Origin of the sequence: Streptomyces sp. Y2F8-2 (assembly GCF_014905555.1) — a bacterium.
GTDB lineage: Bacteria > Actinomycetota > Actinomycetes > Streptomycetales > Streptomycetaceae > Streptomyces > Streptomyces cynarae.
Genome location: NZ_BNGS01000006.1, coordinates 299999 through 314745, shown reverse-complemented (window position 1 = coordinate 314745; position 14747 = coordinate 299999). Strand labels below are relative to the sequence as shown.

Below are 14747 nucleotides of genomic sequence, written 5' to 3'. Positions count from 1 at the left end.
GGCCCGCACCACAGAGCACCGGCAGACGACACAAGGCGGAACCATGGACTTCGAGCCCGACCCGCAGGACGAGGCGTTCCGTGCACAGGCCCGCACCTGGCTGGAAGCCCACCTCGGCACCCCCCACACCCACACCCGCCGATCCTGGGAACGCACCCTCGGCCGAGCCGGCTGGATCGGCCTGTCCTGGCCCGAGGACGGCTACGGCAACCGCCGCGCCACCCTCACCCAACAGGTCGTCTGGGCGGAGGAGTACGCCCGCTCCCAGGCACCACCCCGCTCCGGCCACATAGGGGAGAACCTCCTCGCCCCCACCCTCCTCACCCACGGCACCCAGGCCCAGAAGGCCCGCTTCCTGCCGCCCATAGCCCGGGGCGACGAACTCTGGTGCCAGGGCTACAGCGAACCCGGCGCCGGTTCCGACCTGGCGGGCCTGCGCACCGCCGCCGTACGCGACACCCCCACCTCGTACCGCGTCACCGGCCAGAAGACCTGGACCTCCCTCGCCCACGAGGCGGACTGGTGCTTCGTCCTCGCCCGCACCGACCCCACCTCCCACCGCCACCACGGCCTGACGTTCCTCCTCGTCCCGATGGACCAGCCCGGCCGTATCGAGGTCCGCCCCATCCGCCAGCTCACCGGAACCAGCGAGTTCAACGAGGTGTTCTTCGACGGGGCGACGGCCCGCGCCGAACACGTCGTCGGCGGCGAGGGCAACGGCTGGCGCGTGGCGATGAGCCTGCTCGGCTTCGAACGCGGCGTCTCCACCCTCGCCCAGCAGATCGGCTTCGCGAACGAACTCGCCGAGGTCGTCCGCACGGCCTTGGCCACCGGCGCGGCGGAGGACCCCGTCCTGCGCGACCGCCTGGTCACCCAGTGGGCCGAACTGCGCACGATGCGCTGGAACGCCCTGCGCACCCTCGGCGACACGACGGACCCGGCCGCGCCCAGCGTGGCCAAACTGCTGTGGGCCCACTGGCACCAGCGCCTGGGCGAACTCGCGATGCAGGTCAGGGGCGCGGCAGGCGCGGCAGGCCCCGCCGACTGGTCGCCCACGGCACCGTACGAGCTGGACCCGCTCCAGCACCTGTTCCTGTTCAGCCGGGCCGACACCATCTACGGCGGCTCCGACGAGATCCAGCGCACGATCATCGCCGAGCGCGTGCTCGGCCTGCCGAAGGAACCCAGGGGAACCAAGGGTTGAGGGGGTTGCGATGCGAGGCGTGCTCTACGACGGCACCCAGAGCCAGGTCGTGGACGACCTGGAGGTCCGGGACCCGGGTCCCGGCGAGGTCCAAGTGGCGATCTGCGCGGCGGGGCTGTGCCACAGCGACCTCTCCGTGGTCGACGGGACCATCCCCTTCCCCGTTCCCGTGGTGCTCGGCCATGAGGGCGCCGGTGTGGTGGAAGCGGTCGGCGCGGGCGTCACCCATGTCGCACCCGGTGACCACGTGGCGCTCTCCACCCTGGCCAACTGCGGGACGTGCGCGGACTGCGACCGCGGTCGCCCGACCATGTGCCGGCAGGCGATCGGCCGCCCCGGCCGCCCGTTCACGCGGGGCGGCGGGCCGGTGTACCAGTTCGCCTCCACCTCCGCCTTCGCCGAACGTACGGTCGTCAAGGCCGTCCAGGCGGTCCGCGTCCCCAGGGACATCCCGCTGCCGTCGGCGGCCCTGATCGGCTGCGGAGTCCTGACCGGGGTGGGCGCCGTACTGAACCGTGCCCGGGTCGACCAGGGCGACACGGTCCTCGTCATCGGAACGGGCGGAATCGGCCTCAACGTCCTCCAGGGCGCGCGGATCGCGGGCGCCTCACGGATCGTGGCAGTGGACGCCAACCCGGCGAAGGAGGCGGTGGCCCGCCGGTTCGGCGCGACCGACTTCCTGACCTCGACGGACGACGTGAAGGACGTCCTCCCCACCGGCGCCGATCACGCGTTCGAGTGCGTGGGCCGGGTGGAGCTGATCCGCGCGGCCGTCGACGCCCTGGACCGCCATGGACAGGCGGTGCTCCTCGGCGTCCCGCCGGCGACGGCCGAGGCGTCGTTCCTGGTCTCGTCGATGTACCTGGACAAGGCCGTCCTGGGCTGCCGCTACGGCTCCTCCCGTCCCCAGCGGGACATCGCGCGCTACGCCCGGATGTACCGCGAAGGCCGCCTGCTGCTGGACGAGTTGGTGACGGCGACCTACCCGGTGGAGGACTACGAGAAGGCGGCCGCGGACGCGCACGCGGGGCGGGTGGCGAGGGCGGTGCTGACGTTCTGACCCGGCCCGCCCGCCCGGTGAGCCTGCCGCGGCACTAGGGAGTGACGGCCGGGTCGGCGGACCCCGTGCGGAAGGTCCGCCGGTACGTGGTGGGCGTGACGCCGAGGGCCGCCTGGAGGTGCTGGCGCATCGACTGGGCGGTGCCGAAACCGGCGTCCCGCGCCACCTGGTCCATCGACAGGTCGGTGGACTCCAGCAGATGGCGGGCCCGTTCGACGCGCTGCTGGGTGAGCCACTGGCCCGGGCTCATGCCGACCTCCTCGCGGAAGCGGCGTGTGAAGGTGCGTACGGACATGGCTTCCTGCTCCGCCATGTCGCGCAGCTGGATCGGTTCGTGGAGGCGGCCGAGCGCCCAGGCGCGGGCGGCGGTGGTGGTCGCCAGCTGCGGCTCGGGGACCGGGCGGTGGATGTACTGGGCCTGGCCGCCGTCGCGGTGCGGCGGGACGACCGTGCGGCGGGCCACCTCGTTGGCCACGGCGCTGCCGTGGTCGCGGCGCACCATGTGCAGGCACAGGTCGATCCCGGCCGCGACGCCCGCGGAGGTCAGGATGTCGCCGTCGTCGATGAACAGGACGTCCGGATCGACCTTGATCCGGGGGAAGAGCCGCTGCAAGTGCGCGGCCTCGGCCCAGTGCGTGGTGGCGGGGCGCCCGTCGAGAAGGCCTGCGGCTGCGAAGACGTAGACGCCGGTGCAGATGGAGGCGAGCCGGGTGCCGGGCCGGATACGGGCGAGCGCGGCGGCCAGCTCGTCGGTCAGCACGCCCTCTTCGAAGACCGGGCCCAGCTCGTAGGACGCCGGGACGATCACGGTGTCGGCGGTGGCCAGGGCCTCCGGGCCGTTCTCGACGTGGATGGAGAAGTCGGCGTCCGTCTCGACCGGGCCCGGTGGCCGGACCGAGCAGGTGACGACCTCGTACAGGTGCCGGCCCTCGGCGTCCTTGGGACGCCCGAAGATCCGGTGCGGGATGCCCAGTTCGAAGGGGAGCAGCCCGTCGAGGGCGAGGACGACGACGCGGTGCGGCCGGAACGTGGGCTCACGGGTCATGGCCTGATCCTAGCGAATGCTGTCCCTCGGGCCACTCGATTCGGAAGGACCCAGGCCCGAAGATCTATGACGTGACCCAGACAACCGCCACCGCACCCACTGTCGAGGAACCACGACCGACCCGGACGACCCGCATCCACCGCGCCTGGTTCGTCGCCGCCGTCACCTTCGTGACGATCATCGGCGCCGCGGCATTCCGTTCGCTGCCGGGCCTGTTGATCGACCCGCTGCACCAGGAGTTCCACTGGTCGCGCGGCACGATCGGCGCGGCGGTGTCGATCAACCTCGCGCTGTACGGCCTGACCGCCCCCTTCGCCGCCGCCCTGATGGACCGCTTCGGCATCCGCAGGGTGGTCGCCGTCGCCCTCGTGGTGATCGCACTCGGCTCGGGCGCGACCGTGTGGATGACGGCGCCCTGGCAGCTCCTGCTGTGCTGGGGTCTGCTGGTGGGCCTGGGCTCCGGCTCGATGGCGCTGGCCTTCGCGGCGACGGTCACCAACCGCTGGTTCACCACGCGGCGCGGCCTGGTGAGCGGCATCCTCACCGCGGGCTCGGCCTCCGGGCAGCTGATCTTCCTGCCCCTGCTGTCCTGGATGGTGGAGCGCCACGGCTGGCGCCCGGCCGCGGTGACGGTGGCCCTGGCCGCCCTCGCGGTCGTCCCCTTCGTCTGGCTGCTGCTGCGCGACCACCCGGCGGACGTGGGTCAGAAGCCGTACGGCGCCGAGGAGTTCGTACCGAAGCCGGAGCCTGCGCGGGGCGCCGCCCGCCGCGCCGTCACCGTGCTGTTCTCGGCGGTGCGCACGGGCCCGTTCTGGCTGCTGGCCGGCACCTTCGCGATCTGTGGCGCCTCCACCAACGGCCTGATCCAGACCCACTTCGTCCCGGCGGCCCACGACCACGGCATGCCGATCACGGCGGCGGCCTCGCTGCTCGCGGTCATCGGCGTCTTCGACGTGGTGGGCACGATCGCCTCCGGCTGGTTCACGGACCGCTTCGAGCCGCGCCGCCTGCTCGCCGTGTACTACGCCCTGCGCGGCACCTCGCTGCTGTTCCTGCCCATGCTGCTGGCCCCGTCCGTCCATCCGCCGATGATCTTCTTCATCGTCTTCTACGGCCTGGACTGGGTCGCCACGGTCCCGCCCACGCTGGCGCTGTGCCGGGAGCAGTACGGCGAGGACAGCGCCATCGTCTTCGGCTGGGTCCTCGCCTCCCACCAGGTCGGCGCGGCCCTGGTCGCCTTCCTCGGCGGCGTGGCCCGGGACACCTTCGGCTCCTACGACGTGGTCTGGTACGCGGCGGGGGCGCTGTGCGCGGCGGCGGCCCTGATGGCCCTGGTGATCCGGCGCCGCCCGGCGGGAGCACCGGCACTGGCCTGACCCGGCCGGCGGTTCCTCCGGGGCGTGGCCCTAGAGGAACCGCCCCTTGTGGAACAGCAGCGGCCTGTCGTCCCCGTCGCCCGCCCCCAGGGCCTCCACCCGGCCCACCACGATGAGATGGTCGCCGCCGGTGTGCACGGCGTGGATCGCGCAGTCGATCCACGCCGTGGCGCCGATGAGGCGCGGGGCGCCGGAGAAGGGTGCCGTCCCGTGCCGGACCCCGGCGAACTTGTCCCCGCCGCTCACCGCGAAGCCTCGGCACAGCTCGCCCTGGTCGGCGGCGAGCACGTTCACGCAGAACACCCCGGCGCGGGCGATCCGCGGCCAGGTGCTCGAGGCCCGGCCGACCATGAACACGACCAGCGGCGGTTCCAGGGAAAGCGACGAGAACGACTGACAGGCGAAGCCGGCGGGGCTCACCTCACCGTCCGCCGCCGGCGCAGTGACAACGGTGACACCGGTGGCGAAGTTTCCCAGAACGCGCCGGAATTCGGCCGAGTCGACGGACGCCCGCTCATCCTCCCGCACGGCCCGCAACTCCGGGCGCGGCAACGCTTCGACGGGCCCCGCGACCGTGCGCGCCCCGATGGACCTGAGGTAACGGACGGCGGTGGCGGCCATCCCTGCGTGTCCCATCACGTCACCCATTGAAACTGACGGTACGTCAGAAGTGAAGCCGGAAGTGACATCGGAAGCGAAGGTCCGCACGGGCCTCAGCGGCCGTGGTAGCGGGGCTCCCGCCGCTCCACGAAGCTCGCCACGCCCTCCCGGGCGTCCGCCGTCGTCATGTTGATCTCCTGGGCCGTGGCCTCGGCCGCGAAGGAGGTGGCGCGGTCGGTGTCCAGGGAGGCGTTGACCAGTTGCTTGGTGAGGGCCAGGGCGCGGGTGGGGCCGGCGGCCAGGCGGGCGGCCCACTCGCGGGCCGTCTTCTCCAGGGCGTGCCCCGGCACGACACGGTTGACCAGGCCCAGGCGTTCCGCGGCCGTGGCCGGCAGGGCGTCGCCGAAGAACATCAGTTCCTTGGCGCGTTGCGGGCCGACCAGCCGGGGCAGCAGATACGCCCCGCCGCCGTCCGGGACCAGGCCGCGGCGCACGAACACCTCGATGAACTTCGCCGACTCGGCCGCGAGGACCAGGTCGCAGGCGAGGGCGAGATGGGCGCCGAGTCCGGCGGCGGTGCCGTTCACCGCGGCGATCACCGGCTTCTCGCAGTCGAGGACCGCGGCGATCAGCCGCTGGGCGCCCCGGCGGATGGTCCGTGCGACGTCACCGGCGATCCGCTCGGCGGACCCCGCCCCGCCGCGCAGATCGGCGCCGGCGCAGAATCCGCGTCCGGCGCCCGTGAGGACGACGGCGCGCACGGCGGGGTCCGCGGAGGCGTCCTGAAGTTCTTGGATGAGGAGTTCGCGCAGGTCAGGGGTGATGGCGTTGAGGGAGTCGGGGCGGTTGAGGGTGAGGTGCACGACGTGATTGTCAGTGGTGTGCAGTACCAATGACTCGACGGGATCTTCGGTGTCCACGGAGTCTTCGGGGGAGGACGTCATCATGATCCGTTTCGTGAGTCGGCTGATCCGGGCCTCAGCGGCACACCGCCAGCGCGTCCAGCGCCACGGCTCCCTGCCCCCTGGGCAGCACCATCAGCGGATTGATGTCCAGCTCCGCGATCCGGTCCCCGAGTTCGAGCGCCATGCGCTGGACGCGGAGCACCACCTCGACGAGCGCGTCGAGGTCGGCCGCGGGGCGCCCGCGCACCCCGTCCAGCAGGGCCCGCCCGCGCAGCTCGGAGAGCATGTCCCGCGCCTGCTCCTCGCCGAAGGGCGGCACGCGCACGGCCGCGTCCCGCAGTACCTCGACCAGCACGCCGCCGAGTCCCACGGTCACCGTGGGCCCGAAGAGCCGGTCGTGCGAGACGCCGACGACCATCTCGACACCCCGCTCGACCATCTGGCACACGAGCACACCGTCGAGCTTGATCCCCTCGTAGCGCGCGATGTCGGTCAGCTCCCGGTAGGCCTCCCGGACCTGGCTGGCGGAGGTCAGCCCGATCTTCACGAGTCCGAGCTCCGTCTTGTGGGCGATCTGGGCGCCGGAAGCCTTCATCACCACCGGGTAGCCCACGAGCCCCGCCGCGCGCACCGCCGCCGCCGCGCTGGTCACCAACTGCTCGCGCGGTACGCGGATGCCGTACGCCCGCAGCAGCTGCTTCGCCGCGTGCTCGCTCAGCTGCTGCCCGGGCCGCATCAGGGCCTGCGCCTTGCGGAAGGAGGGCGAGGGGGTGCGGGGTGCCTCGTCGAAGGGGGAGCGGTAGCCGCGCACGAAGCGCTGGTGGTCGAGGTGGGCGCGGACGGCCGAGACGCAGTTCGCGACCGTGCGGAAGGTGACCACGCGCGAGGAGCCCAGCAGCGTCTCGCGGTAGGCGGCCTCGGTGCCGACCGGCGACCCCCACACCACGCACACCAGCTTGTCCGTGTGCTCCGCCGCGTCCACCAGGTCCCGCACCAGCTTGTCGCTCAGCGGAGGGAAGGGCCCGGTGATCGGGCAGATGAGCACGCCCACCTCCGGGTCGTCCAGGAGCGCGTCGATGATCTTCCGTCCGCGCTCGTCGCCCACCGGGTGACCACCGCTGTCGACGGGGTTGGCGACGCTCAGGTACGCGGGGATCCACTGGTGCAGCTCGGCCTGCTTGGCCTCGGACAGCACCGGCAGCCGCAGCCCCGCCCCGGCCGCCAGGTCCGCGACGTGCGCGCCCGTGCCGCCCGAGATCGAATAGACGACGACACCGTCGGCGCGCGGGGTGCGAGCGCGGGCCAACAGGGTGGCGGTGTCCTGGAGTTCGTCCAGCCCGTCGACGCGGATCACCCCGTACTGCCGCATCGCCGCGTCGATCACGTCGTCCGCGCCGGTCAGCTTGCCGGTGTGTGAGGCGGCGGTGCGGGCACCGGCCTCGGTGCGGCCGACCTTGACCGCGACGACCGGCACACCGCGTCGGGCGGCCCGGTCGGCGGCCAGCAGGAAGGCGCGGCCGTCCTTGAGGCCCTCGATGTAGCAGGCGATGGCGCCTACCTCGGGCCGCTCGGCGAAGTAGGAGAGGAAGTCGGCGGTCTCCAGGTCGGCCTCGTTGCCGGTGGGAGCCCAGTGGGAGAGCCGTATGCCGAGCTCCTGCAGGGCGAAGACGGGACGTCCCTGGTGTCCGGACTGGGTGATGAGGGCGATGGCCGGCCCGTCGAGGTCGTCCCGGAACCGTTCGAAGGCGTTGAGGTTGGTGTTCGGCCCGAGCAGCCGCACCCCGGCCCGCCGGGCGGCGGAGGCGAGCACCGTTTGGGCGGCGGCTCCCTCCTGGCCGGTCTCGGCGAACCCGGAGGCGAAGACGACGGCGAACTTCACCTTCGCCGCTCCCAGTTCCTCCAGCACGGGGAGCGGGTCGGAGACGAGGAGCACGGCGAGGTCGACCTGTTCGGGCAGGTCCGCTACGGAAGGAGAGCAGGGCATGCCGAAGACGGACTGACGGGTGGGGTGCACGGGGTGCAGCCGGGCGCCGACCCGCTCGGCCCAGGTGAGCAGCTGCCGGGTGATGCCGGTGTGGGGGCGCCCCTCGGCGTCGGAGGCACCGACGACGGCGACGGACTCGGGGCGGAAGAACCGGTCCAGGTCGGGCACGTCGGCATGCAGCGGCCGCCCGCTGACATCGAGGTCACCGGCGTCGGCGGCCCGGCCCCGCACCACGGGCGAAGGCGGTTCCCCGCAGGCGGCGACGCGGGCCCGGCGGGAGTCGGTGGTCAGGGTGCCGTGGGTCGATCCAAGCATCGCTCCGCCCGCTTCCGTGTGACGGCTCAGTAACTGACGCTCTGTCAGATTACTGAACCGGCGCGGGGTCAGGAAGAGATGGGGCGCGCGAGGACACGGGAGGTTGCGGGAGGAGGTGCCCGGCGACGCGGGTGGCCGGGTCGGCGACCGCCGTGCCGGAGTCACAGGGTCCGTCGCCCGCAGTCGGTGGCCGGGTCGGCGACCGCCGCGCCCGAGTCACCGGGCCGGTCGCCTGTAGTCGGTGGCCGGGTCGGCGACCGCCGTGCCCGAGTCACCGGGCCGGTCGCCTGTAGCTGCCGGACGGGCCAACCGACCACCGTGCCCGACGCACGGGCCGGCCGTCGCGCCGGACACACCGGGTCGGTCGCCGGTGGTCGGTGGTCGGTCGGCCGTGTGGGAGGCGCCGGGTCGGTCGCCGGTCGCGGTCGGCGACCGCCGCGCCGCACCCGCCCGGTCGGTGTCAGCCTGCGGCGCGCGTCCGCTCCACCTGGCGGGCGACGGCCTTCGCGATCTTCTGTGCGTCGATGGCCAGTTCGCGGAGCATGCCGCTGATCGGATTGGTGAAGCCGGTGAAGTACAGGCCGGGGGCGGTGCCCGGGGTGCGGGCACCGTGGACGACCGGTCTGCCGCGGGCGTCGAGCACGCCGAGGTGCCCGACGAGGCCCTCCAGGGCGCGGACGTACCCGGTCGCGGCTATCACGGCGTCCGGCTCGATCCGGCTGTCGTCGGCGAGGACGACCTTGCCGCCCTCGAAGCCCTCGACGGCCGCCACCACCTCGACCCGCCGCTTGCGCACGGCGTCGATGAGCCCGACGTCCTGCACGGGGATCGAGCCGTCCTTGACCCTGCTGTACAGCCCGGTGCCGGGCCGGGGCAGCCCGTACGCCGACAGGTCCGGCACGCTCAGCCGCGTCACCGGCCGGGCCAGCCGGTCGACGAGTCCCACCGGCAGCCGCCGTACGAGCACGCCCGTGTACTGGGTGGCCCACCCGGCGGTCGAGCGCCGCAGGATGTGGGGCGCCGTCCGTACCGACAGCCGCACCCGCGAGGCGCCGCCCTCCACCAGGTCGACGGCGATCTCGGCGCCGGTGTTGCCGACGCCGACGACGAGGACGTCGCGGCCGGCGTAGGGCTTCGCGTCGCGGTACTCGCCGGCGTGCAGGAGCTCGCCGGTGAAGGCGTCGCGGCCGGGCCAGTCGGGCACGCGCGGGGTGTGGTTGTAGCCGGTGGCGACGACGACGGCGCTGCCGGTCAGCCGGCGGCCGCCGGTGGCGTGCAGCAGCCAGCCGGTGCCGTCGGGGGCGGGGTCGATGCGGGAGACCTCGACGCCGGTGACGATCTCCAACTGGTGGTGCTCGGCGTACTTCTCGAGGTAGCGCACCACGTTGTCGCGGGACACCCACCGTCCGAAGGACCGCGGCATCGGCAGCCCGGGCAGGGCGGACAGGCGCCGCGTGGTGTGCAGGTGCAGCCGGTCGTAGTGGCGCCGCCAGGACGCTCCGACCCGGTCGGACTTCTCCAGTACGACGGCCCGTACGCCCTGGGCGCGCAACGCGTACGCGGCGGCGAGACCGCCGGGGCCGCCGCCGACGACGTACACCGGTCGGTCCTCGTGGGCGGGCACCACGGCAGGCGGTGAAGCGGAAGACGAGTCGGCCATGAGCGGGAGCGTAACCACGCGCAGCGTTGATGGGTCTCGGTCAAGACCGGAATCGGTTGCGAATTGATCACGGCTGTAGGGGGAGTGGGTGGGTCCGGTGGCGCAGGCGGACCGGTTGTGGCGGAGCGGTGGGCCGTCCTCTTGCATGTGTGCCGCGCATGAGCTGAACTGACATACCGTCAGATCCGCTCGGCGGCAGGAGAGCCCATGGACACGATCTGGCTCAGCGGCGGGGAATGGCTCGCCGTGCTGCGTATCGGGCTCGGGCTGTGGTGGCTGGAGAGCTGGCGGCACAAGGACAAGAAGGCGTGGTTCGAGCGGGGCACCGGGATCGCGTGGGCCGCTGAGATCGCAGCCGAGCACCGCTGGACCGCGGTGCGCAGCGGCTTCGACGCGGTGGTCGCGCCCCGGCCGAAGGCGATGGCGTACGTGGTGGCGTACGCGGAACTCGCCCTCGGACTCGGGCTGATCACCGGCTTCCTCACACCGATCGCCCTGATCGGCGGGCTCGTGCTCAACGTCCTCTACTTCGTCCTCATGATCCACGACTGGGCCGAGCAGGGCCAGAACTCGATGATGGCGCTGATCTCGGTGGTGGCGCTGTTCGGGATGTCGTGGCAGACCTGGTCGGTGGACGGCGCGCTGGGGCTGTTCCGGTGAGCGGGCGCTTCGACGTCCCCGACGTGGACGCCTTCACCCGCCCCTACTGGGACGCGGCGGCGCGGGGACGGCTGCTGGTCCGCCGCTGTGCGGCCTGCGGGAGCGCCCACCACTACCCGCGTGAGTTCTGCCCGTTCTGCTGGAGCGACGGCGTGACCTGGGAGCCGGCGAGCGGCCGGGCGACCCTTTACACCTGGTCCGTCGTCCACCGCAACGACCTGCCGCCCTTCGACGGGCGCACGCCGTACGTCGCCGCCGTGGTCGACCTCGCGGAGGGGCCGCGGATGATGACCGAGGTGGTGGGGTGCGAACCGTCCGGGCTGCGGGTCGGCATGGCACTGGAGGCGGCCTTCAGGGAGGGCGTGCCCGTGTTCCGGCCGCGGGAAAAACGGTGATCGCATCCGGCCCGGATTGATTGAATGGCCGGATGGCCGACATACGCGAGAGGTCCCTCAGCCACCCCGTTCCCGAACTCCAGGGCCACGGTCTGCGGTTGAGTCTCTGGGACCCGGAGTCCGACGCCCACCTCGAGGCATGGTTCCGGGGGCTGACCGACCCGGATTTCACGCAGTGGAACACGCCGCTGAAGATCGTGCGGGACAGGGCCGACGCGGCCGAGTCGCTGCGGTCGAAGGCGGAGGGCACGGCGAACGGGAGCAGCGTGTCGTTCCGGATCACGGACGCGGCGAGCGGTACGACACTGGGGCACATCGGCGTCAACGAGATCGACCGTGTCCTGAGCCTGGCCCGCGTCGGCTACTGGGTGCTCCCCGAGGCCCGTGGCCACGGCGTCGCCACCCGAGCGCTCGCGCTCGCCGCCCACTGGGCCCTCACCGACCTCGGCCTGCACCGCCTGGAACTGGGCCACGCCCTCGGCCACGAGGCGTCCTGCCGTATCGCCGAGCGGTGCGGCTTCCAGTACGAGGGGACGCTGCGCGACGCGATGTTCGCAGCGGGGCGGCACGACGCGTTCCGGGACGTGCATCTGCACGCCAGGATCGCGAGCGATCCGGAGCCGCCGGGGCCCCGCCAGGAGGCGTAAATCGCATGCGAGGCACGGTGGTTCACGAGATCGTGGCCCATGGCCTCAGACGCGTACGACTGGCAGTTCACCGATGATCTCGAGGAGTTCCTCGACCGGGCCGGGGAGTTCCTGTGGTCCGAGCCCGCGCTGCACACCGTCCAGCTGACGGTCACCGACAGGCTGCGGACGGACGGACCCGCCTCGTTCGGCGAGGAAGCGCCGTACTTCGGCCGACTCGTGGACGGCAACGGCGCCGTACGGGCCACCGTCTTCCGGACACCGCCCTACCCGCTCAACCTGACGCCGCTCACCGAGGGGGCCGCCGAGGCGCTGGCGGCACGGCTGGCCGAGGACGGGCGAGCGGTGCCGTCCGTCATGGGGCCGGCGGATGCGGTGGCCGCGTTCATCACCGCCTGGGCGCGCCGCACCGGTGCACCCGCCCGCCTCGGGATGCGCCAACGGCTCTACCGCCTCGGCACCCTCACCCCGCCCGACCCCGCGCCGTCCGGTCGCGCCCGCGTCGCCGCGGTGGACGACCACGAGCTGGTCGCGCGGTGGTACGCCGGGTTCTGCGCGGACGTCGGGGAGACGGTGCAGGATCCCGACCGATGGGCCGAGGGAAGGCTCGCACACGGTGGCGTCACGCTTTGGGAGCTCCCCGACGGTACGCCCGTCTCGATGGCGAGCGTGACACCCGAGGTCGCCGGGCAGGTCCGCGTCGCCACCGTCTACACCCCCGCCCCGCTGCGCGGCCGCGGCTACGCAGGCGCCGCCACCGCAGCGGTCAGCCGGGCCGCGCTCGACGCGGGCGCCAAGGAGGTGCTGCTCTTCACCGACCTCGCGAACCCCACGAGCAACGGCCTCTACCAGAGGCTCGGCTACCGGCCGGTGGCGGACTTCGCGGTGTACGAGTTCGGGGACGTCTGACGCTCCCTCACGGCCACAGCAGTTCCGTCGCCCAGCCGGCCTCCGTACGGCGGTAGCGGAGCCGCACGTGCCGGCGCCTGGCGTCCCCTTGGAAGAACTCCACCTCCTCGGGCCGGAGGCGGTACAGCGTCCAGGACGGGACCGGGGCGTCCGGCTCGCGCTGCGCCTGCTCCCAGGCCTGCTCCGACGTCCGCGCCAATTCCTCGGTGGAGCCCAGTACTTCGCTCTGACGGCCCGTGAGCGCAGCCGCCAGCGCCCCGGTCGAGCGGGCGTGCAGATCCGCCTGCCCCTCCTGCGAGGGCGCGGCCGTGACCGGGCCGCGCACCCGGATCTGGCGGCCCTGCACGGGCCAGTAGAAGCCGAGGGCGGCATACGGCCGGTTCGCCAGCTGCCGGCCCTTGCGGCTGCCCGCGTGCGTCGCGAACGACCAGCCGTCCGCGTCCGCGCCGTGCAGCATCACGATCCGCACGTCGGGTGTGCCGTCCGGGTCCGCCGTCGCCAGCGACATGGTGTGCGGCTCGGTCTGCCCCGCCGCCACCGCCTGCGCGAACCACTCCGTGAACAGCGTGAGCGGCTCCCCGGGCGCCGCCGCCGGGTCGAAGGCGGGCAGCTCGGTGGACTCCGGGTCCCACACCCGCAGGGACCTGAGCAGCTCGTGAAGATCCGTTGCCATGCCCCCGAGTATCCGTCACCCGGGAACGCCGTCCCTGCCGCGCTCACCCCCGTCCCAGCACCACCGTCCCCGACGAACAGAACCAGCCGCCCGTCCCCGACGCCACCGCCAACTCCGGCAGCCGTCCGCCCCCCTTGCGGACCTGCCGTGCCCCGGCCTCGCCCCGCAGTTGCCGTACCGCCTCCACCAGCAGGAACAGCCCCCGCATCCCCGGATGCTGGGCGGACAGCCCGCCCCCGTCCGTGTTCACCGGCAGCTCCCCGCCCGCCACCAGCAGCCGTCCCTTCTCCACGAACGCCCCGCCCTCGCCCTTCCCGCAGAAGCCGAGGTCCTCCAGTGTCACCAGCGTCATGTAGGTGAAGGCGTCGTAGATCTCCGCGAAGTCGATCTCCGCCGGGCGCACCCCGGCCCGCTCGAAGGCGAGGCGGCCGCTCACCGCAGCCGGGGACACCGTGAAGTCCGGCCACTCGGACATCGTCGTGTGCGAGACGTGCTCTCCGGCCCCCAGCACCCACACCGGCCGCGTACGGCAGTCCCGTACCAGTTCCCCGGCCACCAGCAGGACCGCCGCCCCGCCGTCGGAGCGTATGCAGCAGTGCAGCTTGGTGAAGGGGTCCGCGATCACCGGACCCGCCAGGACGTCCTCGACCGTGACCGGGTCCCGGAACATGGCCTCCGGGTTGGCCGCCGCGTTGGCCCGGGCCTGCACCGCCACCTCGGCCAGCTGCTCGATCGTCGTGCCGTGGGCGTGCATGTGGCGGCGGGCCGCCATCGCGTACTTGGCGATCAGCGTGTGGCCGTACGGCGCCTCGAACTGCAGCGGGCCGCGGGCGCCGAAGGACAGGGTGCCCGAGCGGCGGCCCGCCCTCAAGTCCGCGCGGGCCGTGGAACCGTAGACCAGCAGCACCGCCCGGGCGTGGCCCGCCGCGATCGCGTCCGCCGCGTGGGCCGCCATGACCTCCCAGGTGGAGCCGCCGACCGAGGTGGAATCGACCCAGGTGGGCCGCAGGCCGAGGTACTCGGCCACCTCCGCCGGTGCCAGTGTGCCGAGCCCGGCGGAGGCGAAGCCGTCGATCACCGCACGATCCAGGCCCGCGTCGGCGAGGGCGCGGCGGGCGGCCTGGGCGTGCAGGGCGTACGGGGTCGCGTCGTCCACCCGCCCGCAGTCGGAGAGCGCCACGCCGACGACCGCGGCGCGTGGACCGGACCTGGGAGTCATGAATCTGACGGTACATCAGATTTCTTGCCGCCGGTCCTGTGCGCACGAAGACCGTTCGCCTAATATGACGGTCCATCAGATAGCGAAGGGCGGTC

14 protein-coding genes are annotated in these 14747 nt (G+C 72.9%); 7 read left to right on the top strand and 7 right to left on the bottom strand.

Annotation, left to right across the window (positions count from 1 at the left end):
• The first annotated feature begins 43 nt into the window (after positions 1–43).
• Complete coding sequence (locus SY2F82_RS22035) at positions 44–1204, top strand: acyl-CoA dehydrogenase family protein (protein WP_200420870.1); 1161 nt, start codon at positions 44–46, stop codon at positions 1202–1204.
• 10 nt (positions 1205–1214) lie between these two features.
• Positions 1215–2264: a Zn-dependent alcohol dehydrogenase gene (locus SY2F82_RS22030; protein ID WP_200420869.1), complete on the top strand. Its 1050-nt coding sequence runs from the start codon at positions 1215–1217 to the stop codon at positions 2262–2264.
• Positions 2265–2298: 34 nt separating this feature from the next.
• Here the strand turns inward: SY2F82_RS22030 and SY2F82_RS22025 are convergent, their stop codons facing one another.
• Positions 2299–3309: a GlxA family transcriptional regulator gene (locus tag SY2F82_RS22025; RefSeq protein ID WP_200420868.1), complete on the bottom strand. Its 1011-nt coding sequence runs from the start codon at positions 3307–3309 to the stop codon at positions 2299–2301.
• Between the two features lie 71 nt (positions 3310–3380).
• Between SY2F82_RS22025 and SY2F82_RS22020 the strand changes: the two genes are divergently transcribed.
• Positions 3381–4685, top strand: a complete 1305-nt coding sequence (locus SY2F82_RS22020) for an MFS transporter (protein ID WP_200420867.1) — start codon at positions 3381–3383, stop codon at positions 4683–4685.
• 30 nt (positions 4686–4715) lie between these two features.
• Here SY2F82_RS22020 and SY2F82_RS22015 read toward each other — a convergent pair whose 3' ends face one another.
• From SY2F82_RS22015 to SY2F82_RS22000, 4 genes are all read right to left on the bottom strand, one after another.
• The gene (locus SY2F82_RS22015; RefSeq protein ID WP_200421091.1) at positions 4716–5321 is read right to left on the bottom strand and encodes a flavin reductase family protein; all 606 of its coding nucleotides are present in this window, start codon (positions 5319–5321) and stop codon (positions 4716–4718) included.
• 77 nt (positions 5322–5398) lie between these two features.
• A complete protein-coding gene (locus SY2F82_RS22010; RefSeq protein WP_200421090.1) occupies positions 5399–6229 on the bottom strand; it encodes an enoyl-CoA hydratase/isomerase family protein in 831 nt (276 codons plus the stop codon).
• Between the two features lie 34 nt (positions 6230–6263).
• The gene (locus SY2F82_RS22005) at positions 6264–8489 is read right to left on the bottom strand and encodes an acetate--CoA ligase family protein (protein WP_200420866.1); all 2226 of its coding nucleotides are present in this window, start codon (positions 8487–8489) and stop codon (positions 6264–6266) included.
• 460 nt (positions 8490–8949) lie between these two features.
• Positions 8950–10149 (bottom strand): NAD(P)/FAD-dependent oxidoreductase, encoded by a 1200-nt coding sequence (locus tag SY2F82_RS22000; RefSeq protein ID WP_200420865.1) that lies wholly within the window; start codon positions 10147–10149, stop codon positions 8950–8952.
• Between the two features lie 207 nt (positions 10150–10356).
• Between SY2F82_RS22000 and SY2F82_RS21995 the strand changes: the two genes are divergently transcribed.
• The 4 genes from SY2F82_RS21995 to SY2F82_RS21980 are packed head-to-tail and all read left to right on the top strand — an operon-like array spanning position 10357 to position 12760.
• Entirely contained in the window at positions 10357–10809 is a 453-nt protein-coding gene (locus tag SY2F82_RS21995; RefSeq protein ID WP_200420864.1) for a DoxX family membrane protein, read from the top strand.
• Positions 10806–11204: a Zn-ribbon domain-containing OB-fold protein gene (locus SY2F82_RS21990; RefSeq protein WP_200420863.1), complete on the top strand. Its 399-nt coding sequence runs from the start codon at positions 10806–10808 to the stop codon at positions 11202–11204. The genes SY2F82_RS21995 and SY2F82_RS21990 overlap by 4 nt, the downstream gene beginning before the upstream one ends.
• Positions 11205–11236: 32 nt before the next feature.
• Entirely contained in the window at positions 11237–11851 is a 615-nt protein-coding gene (locus SY2F82_RS21985) for a GNAT family N-acetyltransferase (RefSeq protein ID WP_200420862.1), read from the top strand.
• Positions 11852–11890: 39 nt separating this feature from the next.
• A complete protein-coding gene (locus SY2F82_RS21980) occupies positions 11891–12760 on the top strand; it encodes a GNAT family N-acetyltransferase (RefSeq protein WP_200420861.1) in 870 nt (289 codons plus the stop codon).
• Positions 12761–12767: 7 nt separating this feature from the next.
• On the opposite strand, the gene SY2F82_RS21975 is transcribed toward SY2F82_RS21980, so the two are convergent.
• Positions 12768–13433, bottom strand: a complete 666-nt coding sequence (locus SY2F82_RS21975) for a pyridoxal 5'-phosphate synthase (RefSeq protein ID WP_200420860.1) — start codon at positions 13431–13433, stop codon at positions 12768–12770.
• Between the two features lie 43 nt (positions 13434–13476).
• Positions 13477–14652, bottom strand: a complete 1176-nt coding sequence (locus tag SY2F82_RS21970; protein WP_200420859.1) for an acetyl-CoA acetyltransferase — start codon at positions 14650–14652, stop codon at positions 13477–13479.
• Between the last annotated feature and the right edge of the window lie 95 nt (positions 14653–14747).

Coding starts and splice junctions, on each gene's coding strand:
- SY2F82_RS21995 (WP_200420864.1), top strand. CDS start 10,357: ATGGACACGATCTGGCTCAGCGGCGGGGAATGGCTCGCCGTGCTGCGT.
- SY2F82_RS22015 (WP_200421091.1), bottom strand. CDS start 5,321: ATGGGACACGCAGGGATGGCCGCCACCGCCGTCCGTTACCTCAGGTCC.
- SY2F82_RS22010 (WP_200421090.1), bottom strand. CDS start 6,229: ATGACGTCCTCCCCCGAAGACTCCGTGGACACCGAAGATCCCGTCGAG.
- SY2F82_RS21985 (WP_200420862.1), top strand. CDS start 11,237: ATGGCCGACATACGCGAGAGGTCCCTCAGCCACCCCGTTCCCGAACTC.
- SY2F82_RS21980 (WP_200420861.1), top strand. CDS start 11,891: ATGGCCTCAGACGCGTACGACTGGCAGTTCACCGATGATCTCGAGGAG.
- SY2F82_RS21970 (WP_200420859.1), bottom strand. CDS start 14,652: ATGACTCCCAGGTCCGGTCCACGCGCCGCGGTCGTCGGCGTGGCGCTC.
- SY2F82_RS22025 (WP_200420868.1), bottom strand. CDS start 3,309: ATGACCCGTGAGCCCACGTTCCGGCCGCACCGCGTCGTCGTCCTCGCC.
- SY2F82_RS22030 (WP_200420869.1), top strand. CDS start 1,215: ATGCGAGGCGTGCTCTACGACGGCACCCAGAGCCAGGTCGTGGACGAC.
- SY2F82_RS22035 (WP_200420870.1), top strand. CDS start 44: ATGGACTTCGAGCCCGACCCGCAGGACGAGGCGTTCCGTGCACAGGCC.
- SY2F82_RS21975 (WP_200420860.1), bottom strand. CDS start 13,433: ATGGCAACGGATCTTCACGAGCTGCTCAGGTCCCTGCGGGTGTGGGAC.
- SY2F82_RS22005 (WP_200420866.1), bottom strand. CDS start 8,489: ATGCTTGGATCGACCCACGGCACCCTGACCACCGACTCCCGCCGGGCC.
- SY2F82_RS22000 (WP_200420865.1), bottom strand. CDS start 10,149: ATGGCCGACTCGTCTTCCGCTTCACCGCCTGCCGTGGTGCCCGCCCAC.